The organism is Paenibacillus sp. MABNR03, assembly GCF_050455445.1.
GTDB lineage: Bacteria > Bacillota > Bacilli > Paenibacillales > Paenibacillaceae > Paenibacillus > Paenibacillus xylanilyticus.
On the sequence record NZ_JBCIYR010000006.1, the window covers coordinates 164,732 to 184,746 of the forward strand.

At 50.2% G+C, this 20,015-nt stretch carries 14 protein-coding genes; 8 read left to right on the forward strand and 6 right to left on the reverse strand.

The window, feature by feature from the left end; genetic code table 11:
* Nucleotides 1-443 precede the first annotated feature (443 nt).
* The 4 genes from AAIH57_RS24985 to AAIH57_RS25000 all read left to right on the forward strand — a co-directional run bounded on the left by AAIH57_RS24985 (nucleotide 444) and on the right by AAIH57_RS25000 (nucleotide 3,821).
* Complete coding sequence (locus tag AAIH57_RS24985; protein ID WP_430023409.1) at nucleotides 444-1,523, forward strand: sulfate ABC transporter substrate-binding protein; 1,080 nt, start codon at nucleotides 444-446, stop codon at nucleotides 1,521-1,523.
* 79 nt (nucleotides 1,524-1,602) lie between these two features.
* Nucleotides 1,603-2,439 carry a sulfate ABC transporter permease subunit CysT gene (cysT, locus tag AAIH57_RS24990; RefSeq protein WP_430023410.1) on the forward strand — a complete coding sequence of 279 codons (837 nt, stop codon included), beginning with the start codon at nucleotides 1,603-1,605 and terminating at the stop codon, nucleotides 2,437-2,439.
* 44 nt (nucleotides 2,440-2,483) lie between these two features.
* Nucleotides 2,484-3,359, forward strand: coding sequence for a sulfate ABC transporter permease subunit CysW (cysW, locus tag AAIH57_RS24995; protein ID WP_175395792.1), 876 nt, complete (start codon nucleotides 2,484-2,486; stop codon nucleotides 3,357-3,359).
* A gap of 222 nt (nucleotides 3,360-3,581) precedes the next feature.
* Complete coding sequence (locus tag AAIH57_RS25000; protein WP_175395791.1) at nucleotides 3,582-3,821, forward strand: YezD family protein; 240 nt, start codon at nucleotides 3,582-3,584, stop codon at nucleotides 3,819-3,821.
* Nucleotides 3,822-3,953: 132 nt separating this feature from the next.
* On the opposite strand, the gene AAIH57_RS25005 is transcribed toward AAIH57_RS25000, so the two are convergent.
* Together AAIH57_RS25005 and AAIH57_RS25010 are read right to left on the reverse strand one after the other, a co-directional pair.
* Nucleotides 3,954-5,594: an extracellular solute-binding protein gene (locus tag AAIH57_RS25005; protein WP_430023411.1), complete on the reverse strand. Its 1,641-nt coding sequence runs from the start codon at nucleotides 5,592-5,594 to the stop codon at nucleotides 3,954-3,956.
* Between the two features lie 64 nt (nucleotides 5,595-5,658).
* Nucleotides 5,659-7,968: a helix-turn-helix domain-containing protein gene (locus AAIH57_RS25010; protein ID WP_430023412.1), complete on the reverse strand. Its 2,310-nt coding sequence runs from the start codon at nucleotides 7,966-7,968 to the stop codon at nucleotides 5,659-5,661.
* Between the two features lie 374 nt (nucleotides 7,969-8,342).
* On the opposite strand from AAIH57_RS25010, the gene AAIH57_RS25015 reads away from it, so the two are divergent.
* The gene (locus tag AAIH57_RS25015) at nucleotides 8,343-11,048 is read left to right on the forward strand and encodes an S-layer homology domain-containing protein (RefSeq protein WP_430023413.1); all 2,706 of its coding nucleotides are present in this window, start codon (nucleotides 8,343-8,345) and stop codon (nucleotides 11,046-11,048) included.
* A 56-nt stretch (nucleotides 11,049-11,104) separates the two neighbouring features.
* On the opposite strand, the gene AAIH57_RS25020 is transcribed toward AAIH57_RS25015, so the two are convergent.
* Nucleotides 11,105-11,992: a hypothetical protein gene (locus AAIH57_RS25020; RefSeq protein ID WP_430023415.1), complete on the reverse strand. Its 888-nt coding sequence runs from the start codon at nucleotides 11,990-11,992 to the stop codon at nucleotides 11,105-11,107.
* 113 nt (nucleotides 11,993-12,105) lie between these two features.
* Between AAIH57_RS25020 and AAIH57_RS25025 the strand changes: the two genes are divergently transcribed.
* From AAIH57_RS25025 to AAIH57_RS25035, 3 genes are all read left to right on the forward strand, one after another.
* Nucleotides 12,106-12,531 carry a GNAT family N-acetyltransferase gene (locus AAIH57_RS25025; RefSeq protein ID WP_430023417.1) on the forward strand — a complete coding sequence of 142 codons (426 nt, stop codon included), beginning with the start codon at nucleotides 12,106-12,108 and terminating at the stop codon, nucleotides 12,529-12,531.
* A 246-nt stretch (nucleotides 12,532-12,777) separates the two neighbouring features.
* Entirely contained in the window at nucleotides 12,778-13,410 is a 633-nt protein-coding gene (locus AAIH57_RS25030) for an NAD(P)-dependent oxidoreductase (protein ID WP_175395782.1), read from the forward strand.
* A 79-nt stretch (nucleotides 13,411-13,489) separates the two neighbouring features.
* A complete protein-coding gene (locus tag AAIH57_RS25035) occupies nucleotides 13,490-15,163 on the forward strand; it encodes an NAD(P)H-hydrate dehydratase (RefSeq protein WP_430023419.1) in 1,674 nt (557 codons plus the stop codon).
* Between the two features lie 132 nt (nucleotides 15,164-15,295).
* Here AAIH57_RS25035 and AAIH57_RS25040 read toward each other — a convergent pair whose 3' ends face one another.
* The 3 genes from AAIH57_RS25040 to AAIH57_RS25050 all read right to left on the reverse strand — a co-directional run bounded on the left by AAIH57_RS25040 (nucleotide 15,296) and on the right by AAIH57_RS25050 (nucleotide 19,999).
* Nucleotides 15,296-16,948: a methyl-accepting chemotaxis protein gene (locus AAIH57_RS25040; protein ID WP_175395780.1), complete on the reverse strand. Its 1,653-nt coding sequence runs from the start codon at nucleotides 16,946-16,948 to the stop codon at nucleotides 15,296-15,298.
* 26 nt (nucleotides 16,949-16,974) lie between these two features.
* The gene (locus AAIH57_RS25045) at nucleotides 16,975-17,982 is read right to left on the reverse strand and encodes a BMP family lipoprotein (RefSeq protein ID WP_430023421.1); all 1,008 of its coding nucleotides are present in this window, start codon (nucleotides 17,980-17,982) and stop codon (nucleotides 16,975-16,977) included.
* A gap of 406 nt (nucleotides 17,983-18,388) precedes the next feature.
* Nucleotides 18,389-19,999 (reverse strand): gamma-glutamyltransferase family protein, encoded by a 1,611-nt coding sequence (locus AAIH57_RS25050; RefSeq protein ID WP_430023423.1) that lies wholly within the window; start codon nucleotides 19,997-19,999, stop codon nucleotides 18,389-18,391.
* Between the last annotated feature and the right edge of the window lie 16 nt (nucleotides 20,000-20,015).

Consider the following 20,015-nt stretch of genomic DNA (forward strand, 5'->3'; position numbering starts at 1 on the left):
TATTCAAGATAAGTTATTCTGCTGACAGGGAGGACAACGGCATTCGTCTGTTGTTCTTCTTTTTTGCCTACTGCAAATCGTCTGTGAATTCGGTAGAAATCGGAAAAAACGTTTGACAGGCCAATGGGCTGCCCTTATGATATGCATATAACTTACTAAACAGGTAGGAATAATAAAAATGATTGCTTTAACCATTGCGGAAGCGGTCATTTACAGTCAGATGAGAGCAACCTGAACAGAATAACGTTCTAACCGTATGGACGGAGGAACACCGCAGCACATCATCTCTGGATGAAGCATGCACGACCGAGTGTCGGCATGACTTTGTGAGGGAGAAGTGTGCGGGTGGTTCCTCCGTCTTTTGTTTTTTTTTCGGTGCGTTCCATGCTGTTCAGCCTGCCTGAGGTAGTCATTGCAGATCTATTCTGGGGGGAGTGTTGTTTATGAAAAAGAGAATTCATAAGGGTATTCTGGTTGGTCTGGCACTGGTGTTAACAGGGGTACTGGCGGCATGCGGGGCAGAAAGTGGTGGCTCCAATGCGGCTGGAACATCAGGAGGGCAGGACAGTGGTAAAGAAGGTGCAAAAGCCATCGAGCTGCTGAATGTGTCCTATGATCCGACGCGGGAGCTGTATGAGCAGTATAACAAGGCGTTTGCGGCGTATTGGCAAAAAGAGAAAGGCCAGGAAGTGACGATCAAGCAGTCGCACGGCGGCTCAGGCAAACAGAGTCGTTCCGTGATTGACGGTTTGGATGCGGATATCGTTACGCTGGCATTGGGATATGATATCGATGCAATCGAAGATAAAGGGCTGATTAATGCGGGTTGGCAGGATAAATATGAGCATAACAGCTCCCCGTATACCTCAACCATCGTATTCTTGGTGCGCAAGGGCAACCCGAAAGGCATCAAGGACTGGGATGATCTTATCAAGGGGGATACCCAGGTTATTACTCCGAACCCGAAGACCTCCGGCGGAGCACGTTGGAACTACCTGGCGGCATGGGGATATGCGCTGAAGAAGAACAACAATGACGAGGAGAAGGCAAAGGAATTCGTTGGTGAACTCTTCAAGCATGCGCCTGTACTTGATTCCGGGGCACGCGGGTCTACGACAACGTTTGTAGAGCGTGGGATCGGTGATGTGCTGCTTGCCTGGGAGAATGAAGCTTTCTTGTCGGTAAAAGAACTGGGTCCGGACAAATTCGATATTGTTGTGCCTTCCGTTAGTATTTTGGCTGAACCTCCGGTTGCGATTGTGGACAAAAATGCAGACAAAAAGGGCAGCCGTGAAGTGGCAGACGCCTATCTGAAATACCTGTATAGCGAAGAGGGGCAGACGATTGCCGCGGAGAATTATTATCGCCCAACGCTGGATAGTGTGAAGGAGAAATTCAAAGACCAGTTCCCGGAGGTTGAATTGTTTACCCTGAAGGATGTATTCGGCACATGGCGGGATACCCAGGCCAAACATTTTAATGACGGTGGGATTTTTGATCAGATTTACGTTCCAGGCAGCTAATGCTTGATACAAACAAAGCGCACGACCATGTAAGCGGCCAACCAGCCCTACCGGCTGAAGGCAGAGAGGATGAACGTCCATGAGCAAGTTGATGGTGGCCCGAAGACGCACACTGCCGGGTTTTGGATTAACCATGGGGTACAGTGTGTTCTACCTGAGCCTGGTTGTACTTATTCCACTGGCAGCACTGATCTTCAACTCCACGGGACTGACGTGGGCCACGCTGATTGAAACGGCAAGTAACCCTCGGGTGATTGCTTCTTTCAAGGTCAGCTTCCTGACTGCAGGCACGGCTGCCTTGATTAATCTGGTCCTTGGGCTGCTCCTGGCTTGGGTGCTGGTCCGGTATGAGTTTCCAGGCAAGCGTCTGTTTGACGCGGTAATTGACCTGCCATTTGCATTGCCTACTGCAGTGGCGGGTGTTGCTCTTACGGCACTGTATGCAGGGAATGGCTGGATTGGGCAGCTTGTGGAGCCCCTGGGCATCAAGCTGGCCTATTCGCAGGCAGGTATTACCCTGGCGCTGATGTTTATCGGCATCCCGTTTGTTGTACGTACGGTGCAGCCGGTTTTGGAGGAGCTGGAGGCAGAGGTGGAAGAGGCTGCGGCTACGCTGGGAGCGGGAAGGTGGCGAATCTTTCGGACCATTTTGCTTCCCGACCTGATCCCGCCGCTGCTGACCGGATTTGCGCTGGCGTTCGCCCGAGGTATAGGTGAATATGGTTCGGTCGTGTTTATTTCGGGCAACATGCCGATGAAAACGGAGATTGCACCTCTGCTGATTATGGCGAAGCTGGAGCAGTTCGATTACGCGGGAGCCACGGCTGTAGCTCTGCTGCTGCTCCTGGTTTCTTTTGTCCTGCTGCTGGTGATCAACTCTCTTCAGCGATGGAGCAGGAAGGCAGGCCGGGCCTAGATTATCGTAGGCTAACCTATATAAACCAAAAGGAGGAACAGATTATGGCGGGTTCCGTTCCATTAACGCCTGCCCCCCGCGTGCGAAGCGGGCCGGAGAGAAACCGGGCAACTACGGAGGCTCCATGGGTCAAATGGCTTCTGATTGGACTGGCAAGTCTGGTGCTGCTTTGGCTTCTCATTTTGCCATTAATTATGGTGATGATGGAAGCACTGAAACAGGGGTGGGGCGTGTACATCGCAGCTCTTACTGAACCGGATGCCATGTCGGCGTTGAAGCTCACACTGCTGGTTGCGGCAATTACCGTACCGCTGAATACGATATTTGGTGTAGCTGCTGCGTGGGTCATTACCAAGTTCCAGTTCAAGGGAAAGGGACTCATGATCACGCTGATTGATCTACCCTTTTCGATCTCGCCTGTTGTGGGCGGGTTGATCTTTGTGCTGGTATTTGGTTCAAATGGCTGGTTTGGACCGTGGCTTGCAGAGCATGATATCAAAATTATTTTTGCCTTGCCCGGCATTGTGATTGCGACGTTGTTTATTACCTTTCCCTTCGTTGCGAGGGAACTCATTCCGTTAATGGAGGATCAGGGTACGCGGGAGGAGGAAGCAGCCGTTACACTCGGAGCTTCCGGCTGGCGAATCTTCTGGAATGTCACATTGCCCAACATCAAATGGGGTCTGCTGTATGGCATCATTCTGTGTAATGCCCGTGCGATGGGCGAGTTCGGAGCCGTATCTGTGGTCTCGGGACATATTCGCGGAGAGACGAATACATTGCCGCTCCATGTCGAGATTTTGTATAACGAGTATCAGTTCTCGGCATCATTTGCTGTCGCCTCCCTGCTGCTGATCCTGGCTTTGGCTACGTTGCTGCTCAAGAGCTGGCTGGGACATAGAACAGTTTCAGAGAAGTGACCGAGAGCTTGAAAACGGGAGCCAATCCAACTTTTTCGGGCGAGCTGCTGAGGTCTTGAAAATTCAGTTAGGTTTCTTGGAAATACAGATTGACAGCTACTGGAAGCCCTGCTAATGTATAAACCAAGTATATAGGTTGGATAAGAATGAATTATAATCGAACGAATGATGAAGTGTTAATATTATAGTGGGCAGCAGCCCGGGAAGAGGAGGCGGCTCAATATGGCTAAGCCGTTAAAAGTGGATGAGGTTTGGATGGATCGAATTGCCGGACAACTGAATGACATGGAGTTTGGCTCGCTTCACATCGTTGTACATGAAGGTCAGATTGTGCAGATGGAGCGGACGGAACGCAAGCGATTTGAAAACACGCCCTCTGGCAGCGCCTCCAAATCCGGCAGCACTCCACGAAGTACCTCACCCCGTTCTTTGCGCGGATCCAATGCGAACGCCAAGGGGTAGAGAGTGAGGCGGGATCAGGGAGCAGGGATGGTGACAGAGAATGTCTTGGTGTGAATTACCCATATATTTTCCGAAACACAAACGTACGCTTTCAGAAAACCATGGGAAGTTCATGCTTATAATACCGCCAACCTATTGCGCGGGACTTGTCTCCATATGGCCGTTATACCATTCATTTCCTTCAGTCAGCACCTGTTCACCACCTGCTTCGAGGAAGTCCTTCACGAAGGTATCAAAACTCCCGACAGGCTGATCGCCGGTGATGATGGAAATGTATGCCCTGTCTCTCATGCTGATTAACTCCGTTGAATATTGAATCAGTGCAGGGGTTGCTACCTGCAGCTGATTATAAATACCGTTTTCCGTCAGTCCCTCAGATGCAGCCCACTGCTCCCGTTTGCCGGAGGGTACACCTGGAACAGTCATGCCAATATTGGAGCCGATCATATTGGTGTAATTCTCCATACGGTTATATGGGGGGAGAATATGAAACTCCCCTGAAGATGCAGTGCTCCAGTCCCAGTGCTTGCCTTGAAGTCCATGCTCCATTTGGATCTGCTCCAGCGGATCGGAGTTGGCACTGACATAGTCGAGTATTTCAAGAATTTTTTCCAGTTTACCAGGCTCGTTCGCCGCATCCGCTCCAATCGTAATAAAACTCATCAGCAGATTGTAACCTTTTGAGCCGCTGAGTCCATCAGGCCCTGTAACAGGAGGACCGAATTCAATGCTTGCGGATGCGTTCTTCTGTAGGAGTTCATGAACGTTGAACATGGCTCCTACGGGGATTTCTTCGCCCCTTTCATTGAGGATGCTATAATCTCCGTCTTGAGTCCAATGATAATAATTCCCCATGGAGGTCATCCCAATTTTGCCTTTAATAAAAGCATGAGACAAATGCTTATAGCCCCCTTTATTTTCTCCAGTTATAAACTCAGGGTCGATAATCCCGTCCTGATACCACTTTTGCAGATAAGCCAAGGCTTGCTTCATCTCAGGCTCCAAAGCGCCGATCACGAGTTGGTTATCTTTTTCATTAAAATACAGCTGTTCGGTAAAAACGGACTGTCCAAAGGCGCCAAACACGACATTCAAACCCTCTTTGGATAACCCATACGTATCCTCTTTCCCATTTCCGTCAGGGTCACCTTTGGCAAAAGCATACATGACCGTTTCGAATTCCTCTAATGTTGTCGGAATATCCAGTCCGAGTTGCTCCAGCCAGTCTTTTCGATATACGACAGGGGTCCGGTAGATGTTGGTCTGATTGACGACCGGAACTCCATATAAGGCACCGTCTATTTTTCCGTACTCCAAGTAACGTGAATCATAATCACGGATTCGCTTTACAATGTTAGGTGCATGTTCTTCAAGTACGTCCTGGGGAATTTCTGCTAACACCCCTTGCATTTGATATTTAAGCAAATCTTGTGGCTGCCTGATCCGGAACAGATCCGGTATGTTCCCTTGAGCAAGCTCTAGGTCCAACAGATCCTCATAGCGCTTGTTCTCAAGGTTCCACACTTCCAGATTGACATCAAAAAGATCCTCAATATATGCAATCATCTCTGCATCCTCAGGAACAGGCGCATTTTGATGCATTGTCCAGGACATGGTGTAACGTGGCTCGGTCTCCTTCTCAGAGTTCTCCACATGATTCGGCAGCTGTACTTGTGGACCTTGTTCCCCTATATCGGCACAGCCGCTTATGAATACGATGAGGACAAGGGATGTAATAAATAGACATAGAGCTCTCGAAAGGTTGGGGTTCATAGCAGCTCCTTCTCATTTTTGGATTTCTGGATAATGTCCAATGACGTGATGACTTATCGGCGCATCAATGCATCAGGCTGCGCATGAAGTTTTTCGGCGTGCAGCCGTGAATTTCTTTGAACTTCTTGATGAAATAAGCGGGCGTACGGTAACCGACTGTACTCGCGACCTGTTCGATGGTAAATTCTCGTTGTGCAATGAGTTCCCGTGCACGTTCCATTCTCTGATTCGTAACATATTCGGAATAGGTGATACCGGTTTCTTCCTTGAAAATCTTACTGAGATATTTGGGGCTGATAAACACTTGTTCAGACACATGATCCAGGGTGAGGTCACCCGAAAGATGCTCGCGGATATAGGTTTTAACGGCCGAGATCGTGTCAACGCTCCTTACCTCGCTTCGCTTCTCCATATGCGTAACAAACTCGGTTACGAGATGAATCAGCCATTCCGAATACCGGTCGATATTGTAGAGCGATGAATACTGCTTGTACAAATTCATTGAGCTGGCCTCAGCGGGCTGCCAACGCACCTGACTGATGCAGTCAGCGTAGATGGAAATCATTTTTAACAAAATAATGTGACTGTACTCGGCTGAATACATGCCTTCCTTGATGGTTGATACCACGTCCTGAATGGCCAGGATCGTACCATCCACATCACGGGACTGCAATTTCTTTTCAACGTTTGCAAGGTACGAGTCTGGTATTTCCAAGGTGCTGGTTTCCCGGTTCAGAAGATCAAGATCCTGTATGGCAGACAGAGCCGGAAAGAAATAGCTGTATTTAATTAGGATGTTGGCCTCATGGTAGCTTGTATGAATCTTCGTGAAATGGTCTACCCAACCGCCTAATGATAATGCAAATTCAAGATCGAATTGGCTTTTCGCCTCAGCGTGAATAGATCCCACAATGTGATCGGTGAGAGGTTCCCCAGGTTGATTGGTACAGATGATCACCGCTATTTTATGATCCTGCAATTCCTCTGCCAGCAGCCTAGTTTCATCGATATTTGTTATCTCCAGCTGCTGGATGATCGTGTACAACGTATGCTGCAGCTGTCGCGGCTGAAGTTTTTTCCACTTTTCACTCACGGGGTCAATGACGATACAGCGGAAGCGGGAGTATGCCATTGAAATTTGAACCGATTGCAGCTGCTCAGCAAGCTCCTCCGGTGTGAATCGGTTATGTAACATATTCAGCATGATACTGTGCTTAATCATTCTGTGATTGGCCTGCAGGGTTTCCTCAAGACTATCGACTTTACTGGACAGACTGTTGATCGCTGTATCGATAAACCGGTATTCGTCCTGCTTTAAGCTGGTTGGGCTATCCATCCGGCTCTTAATATTGTTCAGGAGTCGCTTCAAAGGGCTATAGTTGGCAGCTGTAAAGATGGACGACATGGCAATCCCGACCGCAACAGCGAGTAAGCAAAGAATGACCGAGACCTCCTTCAAGCTGTCCAGTTTATAATAGAAGTTTTTATTGGGTGTAGTCGTGTAAATCCTCCATCCAGTGCCTTTAAATTGATCTTGGGAGATGACATAAGAGCCATGGTCAATTATAGGCGAAAAGCTCCCGTCCGAAGAATGATCAGAAAGCAGCGACTGAACCAGATTCTCTGTATTCGAGCTGCCCAGCAAGGATTTATCCGCTGCAGAAATAACGATTCCATCCCGATCGATGATAAATGTACTTTCATAGTCAGCAGGAAGCATATTTTTAATGATCTGACTTATCGCAGATTCTTTGATATCAATGGCAATCATGACCTTACTGTCTTGTCCTGAAGATTGAAATGGGTAACTGTGGACATAGGAGATTAGAGAGTTCATGTTGTTTGGTTCAGGTGATTGGATATAAACATCCTGAGGAACCATGCGAGTCTGCATCCATAAAGAATTCCCTTCGGTCTCTTTCATCGCAACAATCCAATCGGCCATATTAGCCTCACTGGAGGATGAACTCTCATAGAGCAGGAGTCCGTATACAGATGAGATCATGAAATGATTCTCCGTATCGTACAAATGAATGGCTTGGATCAGGTCGGAATAATTTTGGACCTGTTTTTTGAGTAACTGCTCAATGTCCAGAATTTTGCCATGGTTTCCTTGTAATCGATCCAGATCAATATTGACAGAGCTGCCCAATGCCAGGGACAGATAGACCTGATTCACCTTCTGGATGACGGAACTTTCTATGTAATTGACGGTATTTTTGAGCGAAAGCTGCTTGGCGTTTCTAATCTCTTTGCTGTATTGATTGGAGAAGAAGAGATACAGGATTGAACCGAAAAGAAGCGCGATCACGAGGACGATGGCAAGATAGGAAAGAACCATCCTAAATCTCACGGACTGGAAGTATTGGCGCATCCCTTTTCCTCCTTCACAATAAGTTTCTGGACAACTTCATCATTATATAATAGGCCAAGAACGAGAAATCATATTGATCGAAATTTAACAAAATCAGTCCTGAAAATTTACCTTCAGTTAATGAAAATTTACAAACAACTACAGTCTAGATGACGAATGTGATATTCACTCTATTTTTCTTGGAATAAGAGCTTCGAATCGTACGATTTTGATATAAAACGGAATTTGTTCTATAGATACCGGACTCCCCCGAATGCTACAGTAACGGCAGATCAGACATCTGGATGGAGACTATCTCATCAGTTGCTGGTGCAGTCGAAAAGCTGGTGCAATCGAAAAAATAATTAACGATATGGGAGCGTGTCTTGCAGGCTATGAGAAAACCACTAAAAAAATCACTCGCATTACTTCTAATGTTGTCTATGGTGAGCCCGACGTTTGCCGATCAGAGTTATGCAGCCAATTCGAATATTCAGTTCTCTGATATTAAGGGACACTGGGCAGAAGCAAACATTCAGGCTTGGGGTGATAAAGGACTGATTCAAGGTTATTTGGATCGTTCCTTCAAACCGAACAACTTCATTACGAGAGCAGAATTTATGAATTTGGTGAATGGTGCTTTTGGATATACAGGACAAGCTACAATTAACTTTAACGATGTTTCTGAGAATGCATGGTATTACCAGACTGTTTCCGCAGCTAATGCGGCTGGATATATGGATGGCTATGCGGATCAAACGATGAAGCCTCAAAATCCGATCACACGTCAAGAAGCGGCAAAGATTATAGTTGAAATTCTCAACCTGGAACTGAATGAGGAAGCTGCGAATGCCTTCAGTGATTCTTCTTCTATTGCGGAATGGAGCAAAGGAGCTGTAGGTGGAGCTGCAGCGGCAGAAATTATAGCTGGATATGCAGATGGAAGCTTCAAACCTCTTCAATCGATCACTCGTGCAGAAGCCGTAAGTGCACTTGTGAATGCTCTGGAAATGGACGCCAATACGGATGCTAAACCATCTAAGCCAAAGGGAACAACAAGCGTGCTGAATGTTGAAGCCCCTGCCGAAGAGGCACGTTTATCTGCAGTCAAGGATGGAGCCAATGCGGAAGACGGCACGTTGAAAAATATCGCGGCAACGAATCCGTTTATTGATATTTTGGACGGTTTTGAACAAGTTTGGTCCATGAACCAATCGGATTGGAGAGATGGGACAGCAGCAGCGAAGCCGGGAGCAAAGGGAGAGGCTGCCAAGTATGGAGATGGACCGACCCCTTATTATGATGGCTTTAAAAATGATCCAAAAACAGCCGTCGCAGACCAGAAAACATTCGCGAACGAAGAAATCCGTAATAAGGCGACTTGGGTGGCTAATATCAAATATGTAGAAGATGTTACGCAAAATCGCACGGATGAAGAAGCGTTAGCCGCCTATTATGATGATCAAAGAGATAAGATCTACAGTATGATGGAAGCTTTCGGGCCGCTGGCTAACACTTATGTAGATATCGTCAAGCCAACGACAAGTGTCGAAAGAGATATCAATGAGATGGATGTTGTATTGACGGAAGAAACGGCGGAAGACCAAAGCCAGGGAATTGGAAGTGATTGGGCGAAGACAGAGCTTGCAGACATGGTAGCTCTGGTGGATTTGGTTCGATTCAAAATCCCTTCCTCCTCCAATCCCTCAAAATACTTCTACTCGTCTCCAAGACCATGGAGAATGAATTCAAACGGAGAGGTGAAAGAGGTAGTCGATGAGAATGGTTTGGCCGTGTGGGAAACTTTAGGTAAAGGTGAAGTGACAGAAGAGCCTTTGGCTTCAGGAGGAACCAAAACAACAGGAGAAAAGCATTTCCAACAATACGAAAGTAACGTTGAAATTATTCCAGCATTAAGTTATGTAAGAAGAATAGCGGAGGATGGACGAGGAAAGGATGGAGCATATCCAAGCGGACATACAAGTGCTTCGTACTTGTCCGTACTTCCTTTTGCCTACGCTACACCAGAACGATTCTCTGAATTCTTAACGAGAGCAGCCCAAATGGGTGAAAATCGAATTGTAACGGGGATGCACTCGCCGCTTGATGTGATCGGTGCAAGAATACAGGCTACAGCCATGACTGCCTATGCATTCAATAAGGAAGAGAACCAGGAATTGATGGAAAAGGCATATGAAAATGCTGGAGAGGTATTTGGAGCACTAGCACAGGAAGAAAATATGAGTTTGTACGAATATGCACACACGGTAACAGAGGATTATACGTTCAAAAGTGCTTATGATGAAAAGAAATGGGAAGATCATGACGCGAATAAAGCCTTCTACAGAGAAAAGCTCACGTATGGTCTGCCGCAAACAGGAATCAAAGGTTTAGCTCCCGTGGTACCGCAAGGTGCAGAGGCTCTATTAAAAACACGTCAGCCTTATTTGACCGATGAGCAGCGCAGAGAAGTATTGTATACCACATCCATTGACTCCGGTTATCCGGTACTGGACGAATCAAAAGGTTGGGGCAGACTGGATTTAGTGACGGCAGCGGATGGCTACGGTGCATTCCTGGACAACGTAACCGTGGATATGGATGCTTCCAAAGGGCGCTTTAATGCAGAGGATTGGTGGAGAAACGACATCTCCGGCAGTGGAATGCTGACGAAAAAGGGAACAGGAACACTTACAATGACAGGGAACAACAGTTACACAGGCGGAACTTTGCTGCAAGCAGGAACACTGGTGGCTGAGTCTGCAGCTGCCTTTGGTCAGGGTGATCTTTATGTGGAAAATGGAACGGTTGTCGTTAATGCAGATGGCGCATTAAAATTAAATAGAAATTTTACCATGGACAGTGGAACGTTGGAACTGGTTATGGACGATGATCACAGTCAAATTCATGTTGGCAAAAAGCTGTATCTCGATGGAGGAAGTCTCAAGCTGGACTTGTCCAACTATAAAGGCTCCAAAGATATCACATTGATTACGGCTAATGCAATCCAAGGTGAATTCGATCAAGTAACTGCGGATGGTTATGACGTTCAAATCACTTACGAAAGGGATCGTATCATTGCACATGTTGTAGCAAAATAAAATAAAGTGCTGAACTACGTTGTAGTTCAGCACTTTTTGCATGCGATATGCGTAAGTTATTCGCCAGTATAGGCACCAGATTTACGTAATGGCTTCACTTCAATCTCCGTAGAGAGTTCCTTCGTTGTTTCGATCTCGGCATGTCCTGCGTAAGGGCGATCACTTCGAGGGCGGGTTCCGGTAAGCCTGAAACCCGAAATGAACAGGACGAGCTGTAATCCCAAGGCATAGGGAGCAGCCTCAAGTCCAATCAGATGGAGCAGCGAGCAAAGTGCAATCAGCAAGGAGAGCATTCTGGTTACTGTACCTCGTGTACCCCGGCGCGGGCTGGCCCAGAGCAGATAACCATACATTATGGTGATCATCAGGGAAATCACACGTAACCACGGCAGCGTGTTCTCCCATGATTCGACGGAAACGTCCAACAGTCGCTGACGGAACATGAGATCAGCGAGCAGAAACCATGTAGCTGCCAGTGCGGCCGGTTCGGCTGCAGGCCGAAGGATCGTCCAGATGGCTTTGCCCCAATGATCCGCTTGGGTATTTTGGCCGAGTTCATCTGATAACGCTGTACACTCTCGTTCCATTGCTTTGTGCATCAGTGCGAGTCTGGCAGGATCATGGTCCTTGATGCAGTCCCGGATCTGATCCTGTAACGGAGAGGAGAGGCAAGCTGCCGATTTGCAGGCCAACATGGCAGTTAACAGATCATTATGTTCGTTTTCTGACCATTCATATTTTCGATTTTCATGAATGGTAAGTTGTCCCAAAAGGGTTGTGCTTATGTATAATGTATCTCGTATCCTGTGCATTCGCCTTTCATGGCTGCGACGAACTTCAGTGGCAGACCATATGTAAATGACCAGGAGCAAAGCCAAGACTCCAAGCAGCACAGTTTCAGCGCCTGGGCGAGATGCTAGATCTTCCATCCAACGTGGAAACACACTTGTTCCTCCTTTGCGCGAACTTGACGTATCTTTGAAACACGCTTCACGTAAGCTTTCTCTCACTATTACACAGGAAGTAGATGAATTCAAGCAGAAAGGGGCACAATTCAATGGAGCATGTAAATATTGAACACACACCACCTGCAGCAGAGGAGTATCTTGCCTTGCGGCACACTGCAGGCCTTAGTCCGATGAGCAGACAGGGGGCAGAGATTGGGCTGCCGAACAGCCTGTTTGCTGTATGTTTGCGGGAAGAGAAGGGGCTTGTAGGAATGGGCCGGGTCATTGGCGATGGCGGCTGCTTCTTTCAGGTGGTGGATATCGCTGTACACCCCGAATACCAGGGCAGGGGGTATGGCAAATTAATCATGGGCGAGATTATGGATTATTTACGTAGACATGTGCCTGCTCGTGGTCTGGTTAGTCTGCTCGCTGATGTTCCTGCAGATCGCTTATACTCCCAATTTGGCTTCGTTTATACTGGTCCGAAATCAGAAGGCATGTGGTGGAGACAAGGGGAGAATGGGCTGGAATAAATACGTCATTCAACCCTTATGGCCGCGATAGCGGCTTTTTGCTGTGTAACCAACGTTATGATTTAGAAATGGGTTCAAATCCAAACATAAGTTTGGAAGATTCGTGTCTGCTTACCACGATTGGTTTACAAGTGGTCACATACGGTTTAAGATGGCGTGAGCCGTTTAAGGTATATAACAATGGGATTAAGTATTACAATAACGGTATATTGACTGGATGACATCTACTGAAAAGAGGGATTGCATATGAAAGTAGCGATTTTTGGAGCAACCGGAGCAATTGGAAAGACGATACTTTGGGAGCTGATGGACCGTGGGCATGAAGTGACAGCGATTGTGCGGGATCCGTCCAAAGTTGAAATGGTTCACGAACGTTTGCGTGTGGAAAAGGGAGATTTGCTGAATCCGGATCAAGTGGCTGATTTTACAGCGGGTCAGGAAGCTGTTGTGAGTGCCTATGGACCGAAATTCGGGGAAGAGGAAGAACTGCTGGAAGTTACACGTTCGCTTATTGAGGGTGTTCGCCGCGGCAAAGCGAGCCGTCTGGTTGTCGTTGGCGGAGCCGGCAGTTTGCTAACCGATTCCGGTGAGATGCTGATGGATACACCGGGGTTCCCGGAAGAAGTCAGAACACTCGCTAAGGCCCATCTGGATGCCTATGGTTTGATTGAGGAATCGGATATTCATTGGACGTATATGAGTCCTGCTGCAACGATCACTTCTGGACCGCGGACAGGCCATTTCCGTATCGGCATGAACCGTTTGGTGACAGATGATCTGGGAGAGAGCACGATTTCGGTGGGTGACTTTGCCGCAGCATTGGTGGACGAACTGGATGATCCGCAATTTATTGGTTCGCGTTTTACGGTAGCCTATTAAGGGAACATTTTACCTCGAGCCAGAAGAATCGAGTGATGCAACAAGCTGAACTGGAACGAACACTGGGGAGGGATAGACGTTGTTTATCGTCACCGCTGAACAGATGAGGGCAGTAGATGAGCACACCATCCACAAGCTGGGTATTCCTGCTGCGAGCCTGATGGAGAACGCGGGCAGGGCCATAGCGGAGGAAGTCATCGCCTTGTGCCGGGAAGAGGGAATGGGCAGCAAGGCTGCTGACCGGAAGGGACATCGGGAGCCGGGAAAAGCTGAACGGGCACACACCGGGCCCGGTGATCTGCAAGGTTATGGGGGCGACATCATCGCCGATCCGGCGCTGGTGATGGCGCGCCCCGGAGATCAGCATTGGTACATGCTGATCGGGAAGGGCAATAATGGCGGTGACGGGCTGGTTGCGGCCCGCCATTTGCTTGAGGCGGGGCTCGGCGTGACGTTGGTCTACGCCGAGGGGCCCGAGTCACTGCGGGGCGAAGCCGCAGTGCAGCGGGATGCCGCTGCGCAGCTCGGCATCCCTGCCCTGGTCCACGGGCGTGAAGCCGTGGACTTCAGCCGGTGCACAGGCATCGTGGATGCGCTGCTGGGCACCGGCTCGCGGGGGGCGCCGCGGGGAGCGTACGCGGCGCTGATTGAAGCGGCGAACGACAGCGGCAAGCCGGTCGTGTCCGCGGATGTGCCAAGCGGGCTGAATGCCGACACCGGGGAGGTATACGAGCCCTGCATTCAGGCCCGGGTGACTGTATGCCTTGCGCTGTTGAAGCGCGGGCTTGTGCAGTACCCGGGCGCGTCAGCCGCGGGGCGCATCGTGGTGCGCTCCATCGGCATTCCTGCGCGGCTTGCGCCAGAGCATGGTCCCTCCGTCCGGCTGCTGACTGAGGAAGTGCTGCGCAGCTCCCTGCACGTGGACACAGACCGCCTCCGGGCACCGGACGGCCACAAGGGAACCTACGGCCACGTACTGCTGGCTGCAGGCAGTCTGCCGATGAGCGGCGCTGGCCTGCTCTCGGCTAAGGCCGCGCTGCGCGCCGGCTGCGGGCTCGCGACATGGGCGCTGCCCGCGGCACTGCTGCCGCATGTCATCGGCAGCGTGCCCGAGCTCATGCTCGCTGTCGCTGCAGATGGGGACAGCGGCGAGTGGAACGCGGCATCCGCGGACGCCGTACTGCGTCTCGCGGAGAGCCGCGACGTCATCGCGACCGGACCGGGCCTCGGCCGCTTCGAGGGCGACACCGGCTGGCTGCGCCGCCTGTGGCAGCAGACGGATCGTCCGCTCGTTATCGATGCGGACGCCCTCAACATGCTCGCAGACGCTGGCAGAGCCGGGCCTCGCGACTGGGGCCAGCGAAGTGCGGCGACCATCCTGACGCCGCACCCCGGAGAGATGGGCCGGCTGCTGGGCATGCCGACCCCCGAAGTGCAGCGTGACCGGATTGGACACGCTGCACGATACGCCCGCGAGCAGGGCGTGACCCTTGTGCTCAAGGGAGCACGAACGGTCATCGCAACGCCTTCCGGCGAGGCGTACATCAACACCACCGGGCACGCCGGCATGGCGACTGGCGGTGCCGGAGACGTCTTGACCGGCATCATCGCCGGTCTGCTCGCCCAAGGACTCAGCGCGGAGCAAGCCGCCGCGTTTGGTGTATATCTGCACGGCCAGGCGGCAGAGCAGGCTGCGCTGCGGCGTGGAGATCCGGCGTCCCTGCTGGCGGGAGACATCATCGACGCGCTCTAACGGGGTTCTGTCGAGAATTTTATCCTATGAAGGATAAGCCCGGTCAATACGCTCCGTTATCAAAAAACCTCCGTTTCTCTCATAACAAGAGAAATGGAGGTTTCTTATGCTCTGAAATGTTCGTCCCATCAGTTATAGACGGAAACGCTGCAGCTCCTGATGCATTTCCTCACTGATATCTCGCAGCGATTTAACCTTGCTGCTGGCCTCTTCGAATGAACGCTGCTGCTCAGCCGTTGAAGCCGTAATCTCTTCACTGCTGGCTGCCGACTGTTCCGTAATGGCACTTATGTTTTCGATGGCCTGCTGTACTTGGGTACTCAGCTGGCTTGATTGCTGCATGTCTTCAGCAAGCTGGTTGATGCCTGTGCTAATTTGTTCCACGCTGTCACGAATGGCAGAGAAGGAGTCCCGGGTTTGCCCAGTCGCCTGCTCTTGTTCCGCGAAGAGCTGCATGCTCTGTGCCACAGAACCTTTCACCTTATCCATGGCGCTTGTGATCTCACCTACGGCTGCATAGATGTGCTGGACGGATTGTGCGGACTGTTCTGCGAGCTTGTTGACTTCTCCTGCCACAACGGCAAAACCTCGTCCGGCTTCTCCCGCTCGAGCCGCTTCAATGGAAGCGTTCAGGGACAGTAGCGTTGTCTGCTTGGCGATCTCCGACACATAGCCGGTCATGGTTGTAATGCGGGCCGCGCTTTCCTCCAGCTCCAGCACCGTTTGTTCAACCTCCGACATGGCTGTCCGATTCACTTCAGCCAGACGCAGCTGCTCTTGAATGGCTGTGTGTCCTTCTTGAACCGTGTTCAAAACCTCATTGCCATGAATCGCTGATTGGGAGGTGGCATGAAGGTTACTCTCGAAGGTCTGCTGCATTTTGTCCACGACCATAACGGTTTCACTCAAGTCCTCCGCAATTTTCTGGCTGCCAATCGACAGCTCTTCTGTCGTCCGGGAGACTTGCTGCACAATGGCTTGCATGGTGTCATTGCCACGATCGATGTCCTGAGCCATTCCATCTACCCGTTTTCCGGCGTGGTCAATCGATTGAATGATGTTACGGATGTTATTTGTCATGAGACGGAAGGAGCGGTTCAGCTCATCCAGTTCATCCTTGCCCCGGGTTTCGGGCAGCTGCTGGGTAAGGTCACCGTCTGCGATCTGTCCGGCAGCTTCCTTCAGCACCCGGATACGTTTGGCTAACTTCCGTGAAGTATACATATTGAACAGCATGGCTGCGACGAGCAGGAAGGCAGCGCCGCCCAGCGCAATTTGCCAGGTCTGCTGGATATCCTGCTCCAGATGGATCGTGTACTGGTCATATCGTTCCTTGGTTATTTCATCGAGCATGTAAATATCATTCTGAATGCCTTGAACACGTGTGCTGTATCGCTTGGCTTCCGAACTGTCCAGGGCCGTCATTGCTTCAGTGGCACCCTGGTCCAGGGCAGTCAGTTTCGTTTGGATGGACCCGATCAGCTGAAGCTGTTTATCGGTTTCCAGCAAGCCTTCGGTAAGCTGCTGAATCATCGTTTTTCCTTCGTCCAATAAACGGAGTACGGCATCCTGATTGCCTGCCGTCATGGAGAAAGAGAACACATCCAGCGCCTGCTGGGTCTGAATTTGATTGGCTTTAAGTTCACTGACCTTAAGCATGGCAGGTACCAGGTTTTGATTTTTGGCATTAATGCCCAACAGCTGATAAATGATATAGGCTACCAGTACGAGACATAAAAGTAATGAAATTAACGCATTAATGATCAGTTTGCCTTGCAATTTCATAAGCGTATCTCCTCTGATCCGTTGAATTATGGTTCAAGCGTAATTTTGGTTTTGCTAGATATGATCTGTGCTTTCAAGTCTTCGAAGGTTTGCTGCTGTTCCTCACTGAGTGTGATGTTATGTAGAGCGGTCAGACCTACGGCATCTTCAGCCAGTCCCTCAATCATGTTTTTCTCCGGGAAAGAGTGATTATTTTTAGTGAACGTGTTAACGGCGTTATAGATGGATACATTGACATTTTTCAGCATGGACGTGAGGATTGCTTTTTCCGCCAAAAAGAACTGATCGGTATCCACGCCAATGGCGTATTTTCCTAATTTCTGAATTTCTGTAAGTGAGCCTACCCCAGTGAGGCCTGCTGCAACATAAATGACATCCGTACCTTGTTCCTGAATCATCTGTGCGGCCAGTTCCTCACCGAGCTTTGAATTCCCAAAGTCTCCAGCGTAAACGACATGAACAGTTGCATCGGGATTAACGGCATGAACTCCCTGTTCAAAGCCCTGCTGAAAATCGCGAAGAAGGGGAATCTCCATTCCACCCAAAAAGCCTACGTGATCGTCTTTGGTCGCAAAGCCGGCAATCATACCAGCAAGATAGCTGCCTTCTTCACTGCGGAATGACATGGAAGTCACGTTGGGCAGCTCTGAGTGACCATCGACAATAAGGAATTGCTGATCCGGATATTTCTGAGCGACCTTCTCCAGGTCAGGCAGAAGGGTGTCGCTAAGGCCGATAATCAAATCCACACCCTGTTGTGCGAATTGCTCAAATGCAGTTTGGGCGGTTAAGTCGTCCCCGGGTTCCTTATAGTCAAACAAAATCGTGTTCTCATTTCTGGCCTGAACCAGTCCTTCAAAAGCAGCATCATTAAATGAACGGTCGCCAAGGCCGACCTCGGTAAGAACAATGCCCACTTTGGTCCGCTGGTCAGCTGGAGTTTCGTTTTCTGTGGATGAACATGCTCCCAGCATCAAAACCATTAAAACCAAAATCACGGTCAATACAACTTGAGTGCCCCTTTTTGTTTTCATGTGTAATACCCTCATTTCTATATAAGTAGTGATGTGTGAGGTGAGCCTTTTGCCCTATATTTATATCGGCCAGAAGAAGGGTCGGTATTATGGTTAATGATGAAAATTTACGAAAATCTTAATTGATTTCATGAATTATACATTGTTGTTACAAATGCTGGTGGAATTCAGAGCAATGTGTGCCGTATCCAATACAGATCTCCTAACCAAAACAGGCAAAGAAATGATCCATGTGAGGATCTCTTCTTTGCCTGTTTTGTATGATTAAAATATAAGGTGAGGACAGCAGCGATTTCTGGATGCTCCGCCATCCTCTATATATCAACGGTTACTCCTGCCTGCCGAAGCACATGAACAGCATGTGATTGCTTCTGTCCGCACACTGCCCAAACCCCGTTTTACTGGATCACCATGCAGCCACCGATCCGTCTGTCCGGCTTTCGGTGCCTGCGCATAATACTCCGCTGCCTGGGTCACGCCATATAATTTGGCCGCGCCCAAACATGGATGGGTCGAGAGCAACCTGAATATCATGCCCTTTACGGGCAAGTGCTTGTGCAATATGCTGCGGGAAGCCGGTCTCCACCAGTATTGTTTTGCTTTTTGTCCATTGCCAACGCGGAGAATCCAGTGCTGCCTGGGGATTCAAGTGAAAGTCCACCGTATTCATGACGACCTGCACATGGCCTTGCGGCTGCATGAAACCACCCATGACCCCAAATGGCCCGACTGCCTCATCTCCGCGCGTAAGAAATCCCGGAATGATCGTATGATATGTCCGTTTGCCTGGCTCCAGCGCGTTCGCCTGGTCCGGATCAAGCGAGAAATTATGACCCCGATTCTGCAGAGCGATGCCTGTTCCGGGGACAACCAGCCCGGAGCCGAAGCCCATATAATTACTTTGAATGAAGGAAACCATATTGCCTTCCCCGTCTGCCGTCGCCAGATAGACGGTTCCACTTCCCCGCGGATCTCCTGCCTCAGGGGAACGTGCTGCATCACCAATGAGCTTGCGCCGCTCTTCCGCATACGCTTCGGACAGGAGATCCTCTACGGTAACGCCCATCTTTCGCTCCTCGGTAATATACTTCTCTCCGTCGGCAAATGCGAGCTTCATTGCTTCCATCTGTCTGTGGTAGGCGATTACGGATTCCTTTTCTTCAAAATCAAAGCCCTTTAGCAGATTGAGCGCTGCCAGGGCAATGAGGCCCTGACCGTTCGGCGGAATCTCCCAGACATCATAGCCGCGATAGGAGACCGAGATCGGATCGACCCATTCGGGCTGAAATGCTGCCAGATCGTCTTTGGTCAGGTAGCCGCCATGCTCTGCCATAAACGAATGAATGCGCTCTGCCAGCTCTCCTTCGTAAAAGTCGCGCGCGCTGCTCTCGCCGATTCGGCGCAGCGTAGCCGCGTGATCCGGCGAACGCCACATCTCGCCCGCGGCTGGGACACGCCCGTCTGGAGCGAATGTCTCAAACCACGCACGCCCGGCAGCTGCATCGCCCTGGCGTGCATAAATGTCCGCTGCCCGTGCCCAGTGGCGGGCCAGCCCCGGCGCAAGCGGATAACCTTCCTCCGCGTAGCGGACAGCCGGTTCCAGTGCTTCCGCCAGCGTGAGCCGCCCGAAGCGGCGGCTCAGCTCAGCCCAACCTGCCGGTGCGCCAGGCACCGTCACCGGGATGACCCCAAGCTTCGGCATCTCCGAATGGCCTGCCGCCTTGAGCGCCTCAATGGATATGCCCTGAGGCGCAGGACCGCTGGCATTCAGGCCGTGCAGCTTGCCCCCGGTCCAGACGAGGGCAAAGGCATCGCCCCCTATGCCATTGGACGTTGGCTCCAGCACGGTGAGTGCAGCAGCGGTTGCAATGGCGGCATCAATGGCATTGCCGCCCTTTTTTAACACATCCAGACCGGCTTGTGCTGCGAGAGGCTGCGAAGTGGCGACGACGCCCTTTTTGGCATAAACAGGCACGCGATAAGAAGGGTACGGTTGATAGAGTGGATCGTAGTTCATCAGACGGCTCAGCTCC

What these genes read in the sequence shown, in the direction of transcription:
- AAIH57_RS25005 (WP_430023411.1), bottom strand. Translation starts at nt 5,594, where the DNA reads ATGAACCCCAACCTTTCGAGAGCTCTATGTCTATTTATTACATCCCTT.
- cysT (WP_430023410.1), top strand. Translation starts at nt 1,603, where the DNA reads ATGAGCAAGTTGATGGTGGCCCGAAGACGCACACTGCCGGGTTTTGGA.
- AAIH57_RS25040 (WP_175395780.1), bottom strand. Translation starts at nt 16,948, where the DNA reads ATGAAATTGCAAGGCAAACTGATCATTAATGCGTTAATTTCATTACTT.
- AAIH57_RS25010 (WP_430023412.1), bottom strand. Translation starts at nt 7,968, where the DNA reads ATGCGCCAATACTTCCAGTCCGTGAGATTTAGGATGGTTCTTTCCTAT.
- cysW (WP_175395792.1), top strand. Translation starts at nt 2,484, where the DNA reads ATGGCGGGTTCCGTTCCATTAACGCCTGCCCCCCGCGTGCGAAGCGGG.
- AAIH57_RS25025 (WP_430023417.1), top strand. Translation starts at nt 12,106, where the DNA reads ATGGAGCATGTAAATATTGAACACACACCACCTGCAGCAGAGGAGTAT.
- AAIH57_RS24985 (WP_430023409.1), top strand. Translation starts at nt 444, where the DNA reads ATGAAAAAGAGAATTCATAAGGGTATTCTGGTTGGTCTGGCACTGGTG.
- AAIH57_RS25030 (WP_175395782.1), top strand. Translation starts at nt 12,778, where the DNA reads ATGAAAGTAGCGATTTTTGGAGCAACCGGAGCAATTGGAAAGACGATA.
- AAIH57_RS25015 (WP_430023413.1), top strand. Translation starts at nt 8,343, where the DNA reads ATGAGAAAACCACTAAAAAAATCACTCGCATTACTTCTAATGTTGTCT.
- AAIH57_RS25045 (WP_430023421.1), bottom strand. Translation starts at nt 17,982, where the DNA reads ATGAAAACAAAAAGGGGCACTCAAGTTGTATTGACCGTGATTTTGGTT.
- AAIH57_RS25000 (WP_175395791.1), top strand. Translation starts at nt 3,582, where the DNA reads ATGGCTAAGCCGTTAAAAGTGGATGAGGTTTGGATGGATCGAATTGCC.
- AAIH57_RS25050 (WP_430023423.1), bottom strand. Translation starts at nt 19,999, where the DNA reads ATGAACTACGATCCACTCTATCAACCGTACCCTTCTTATCGCGTGCCT.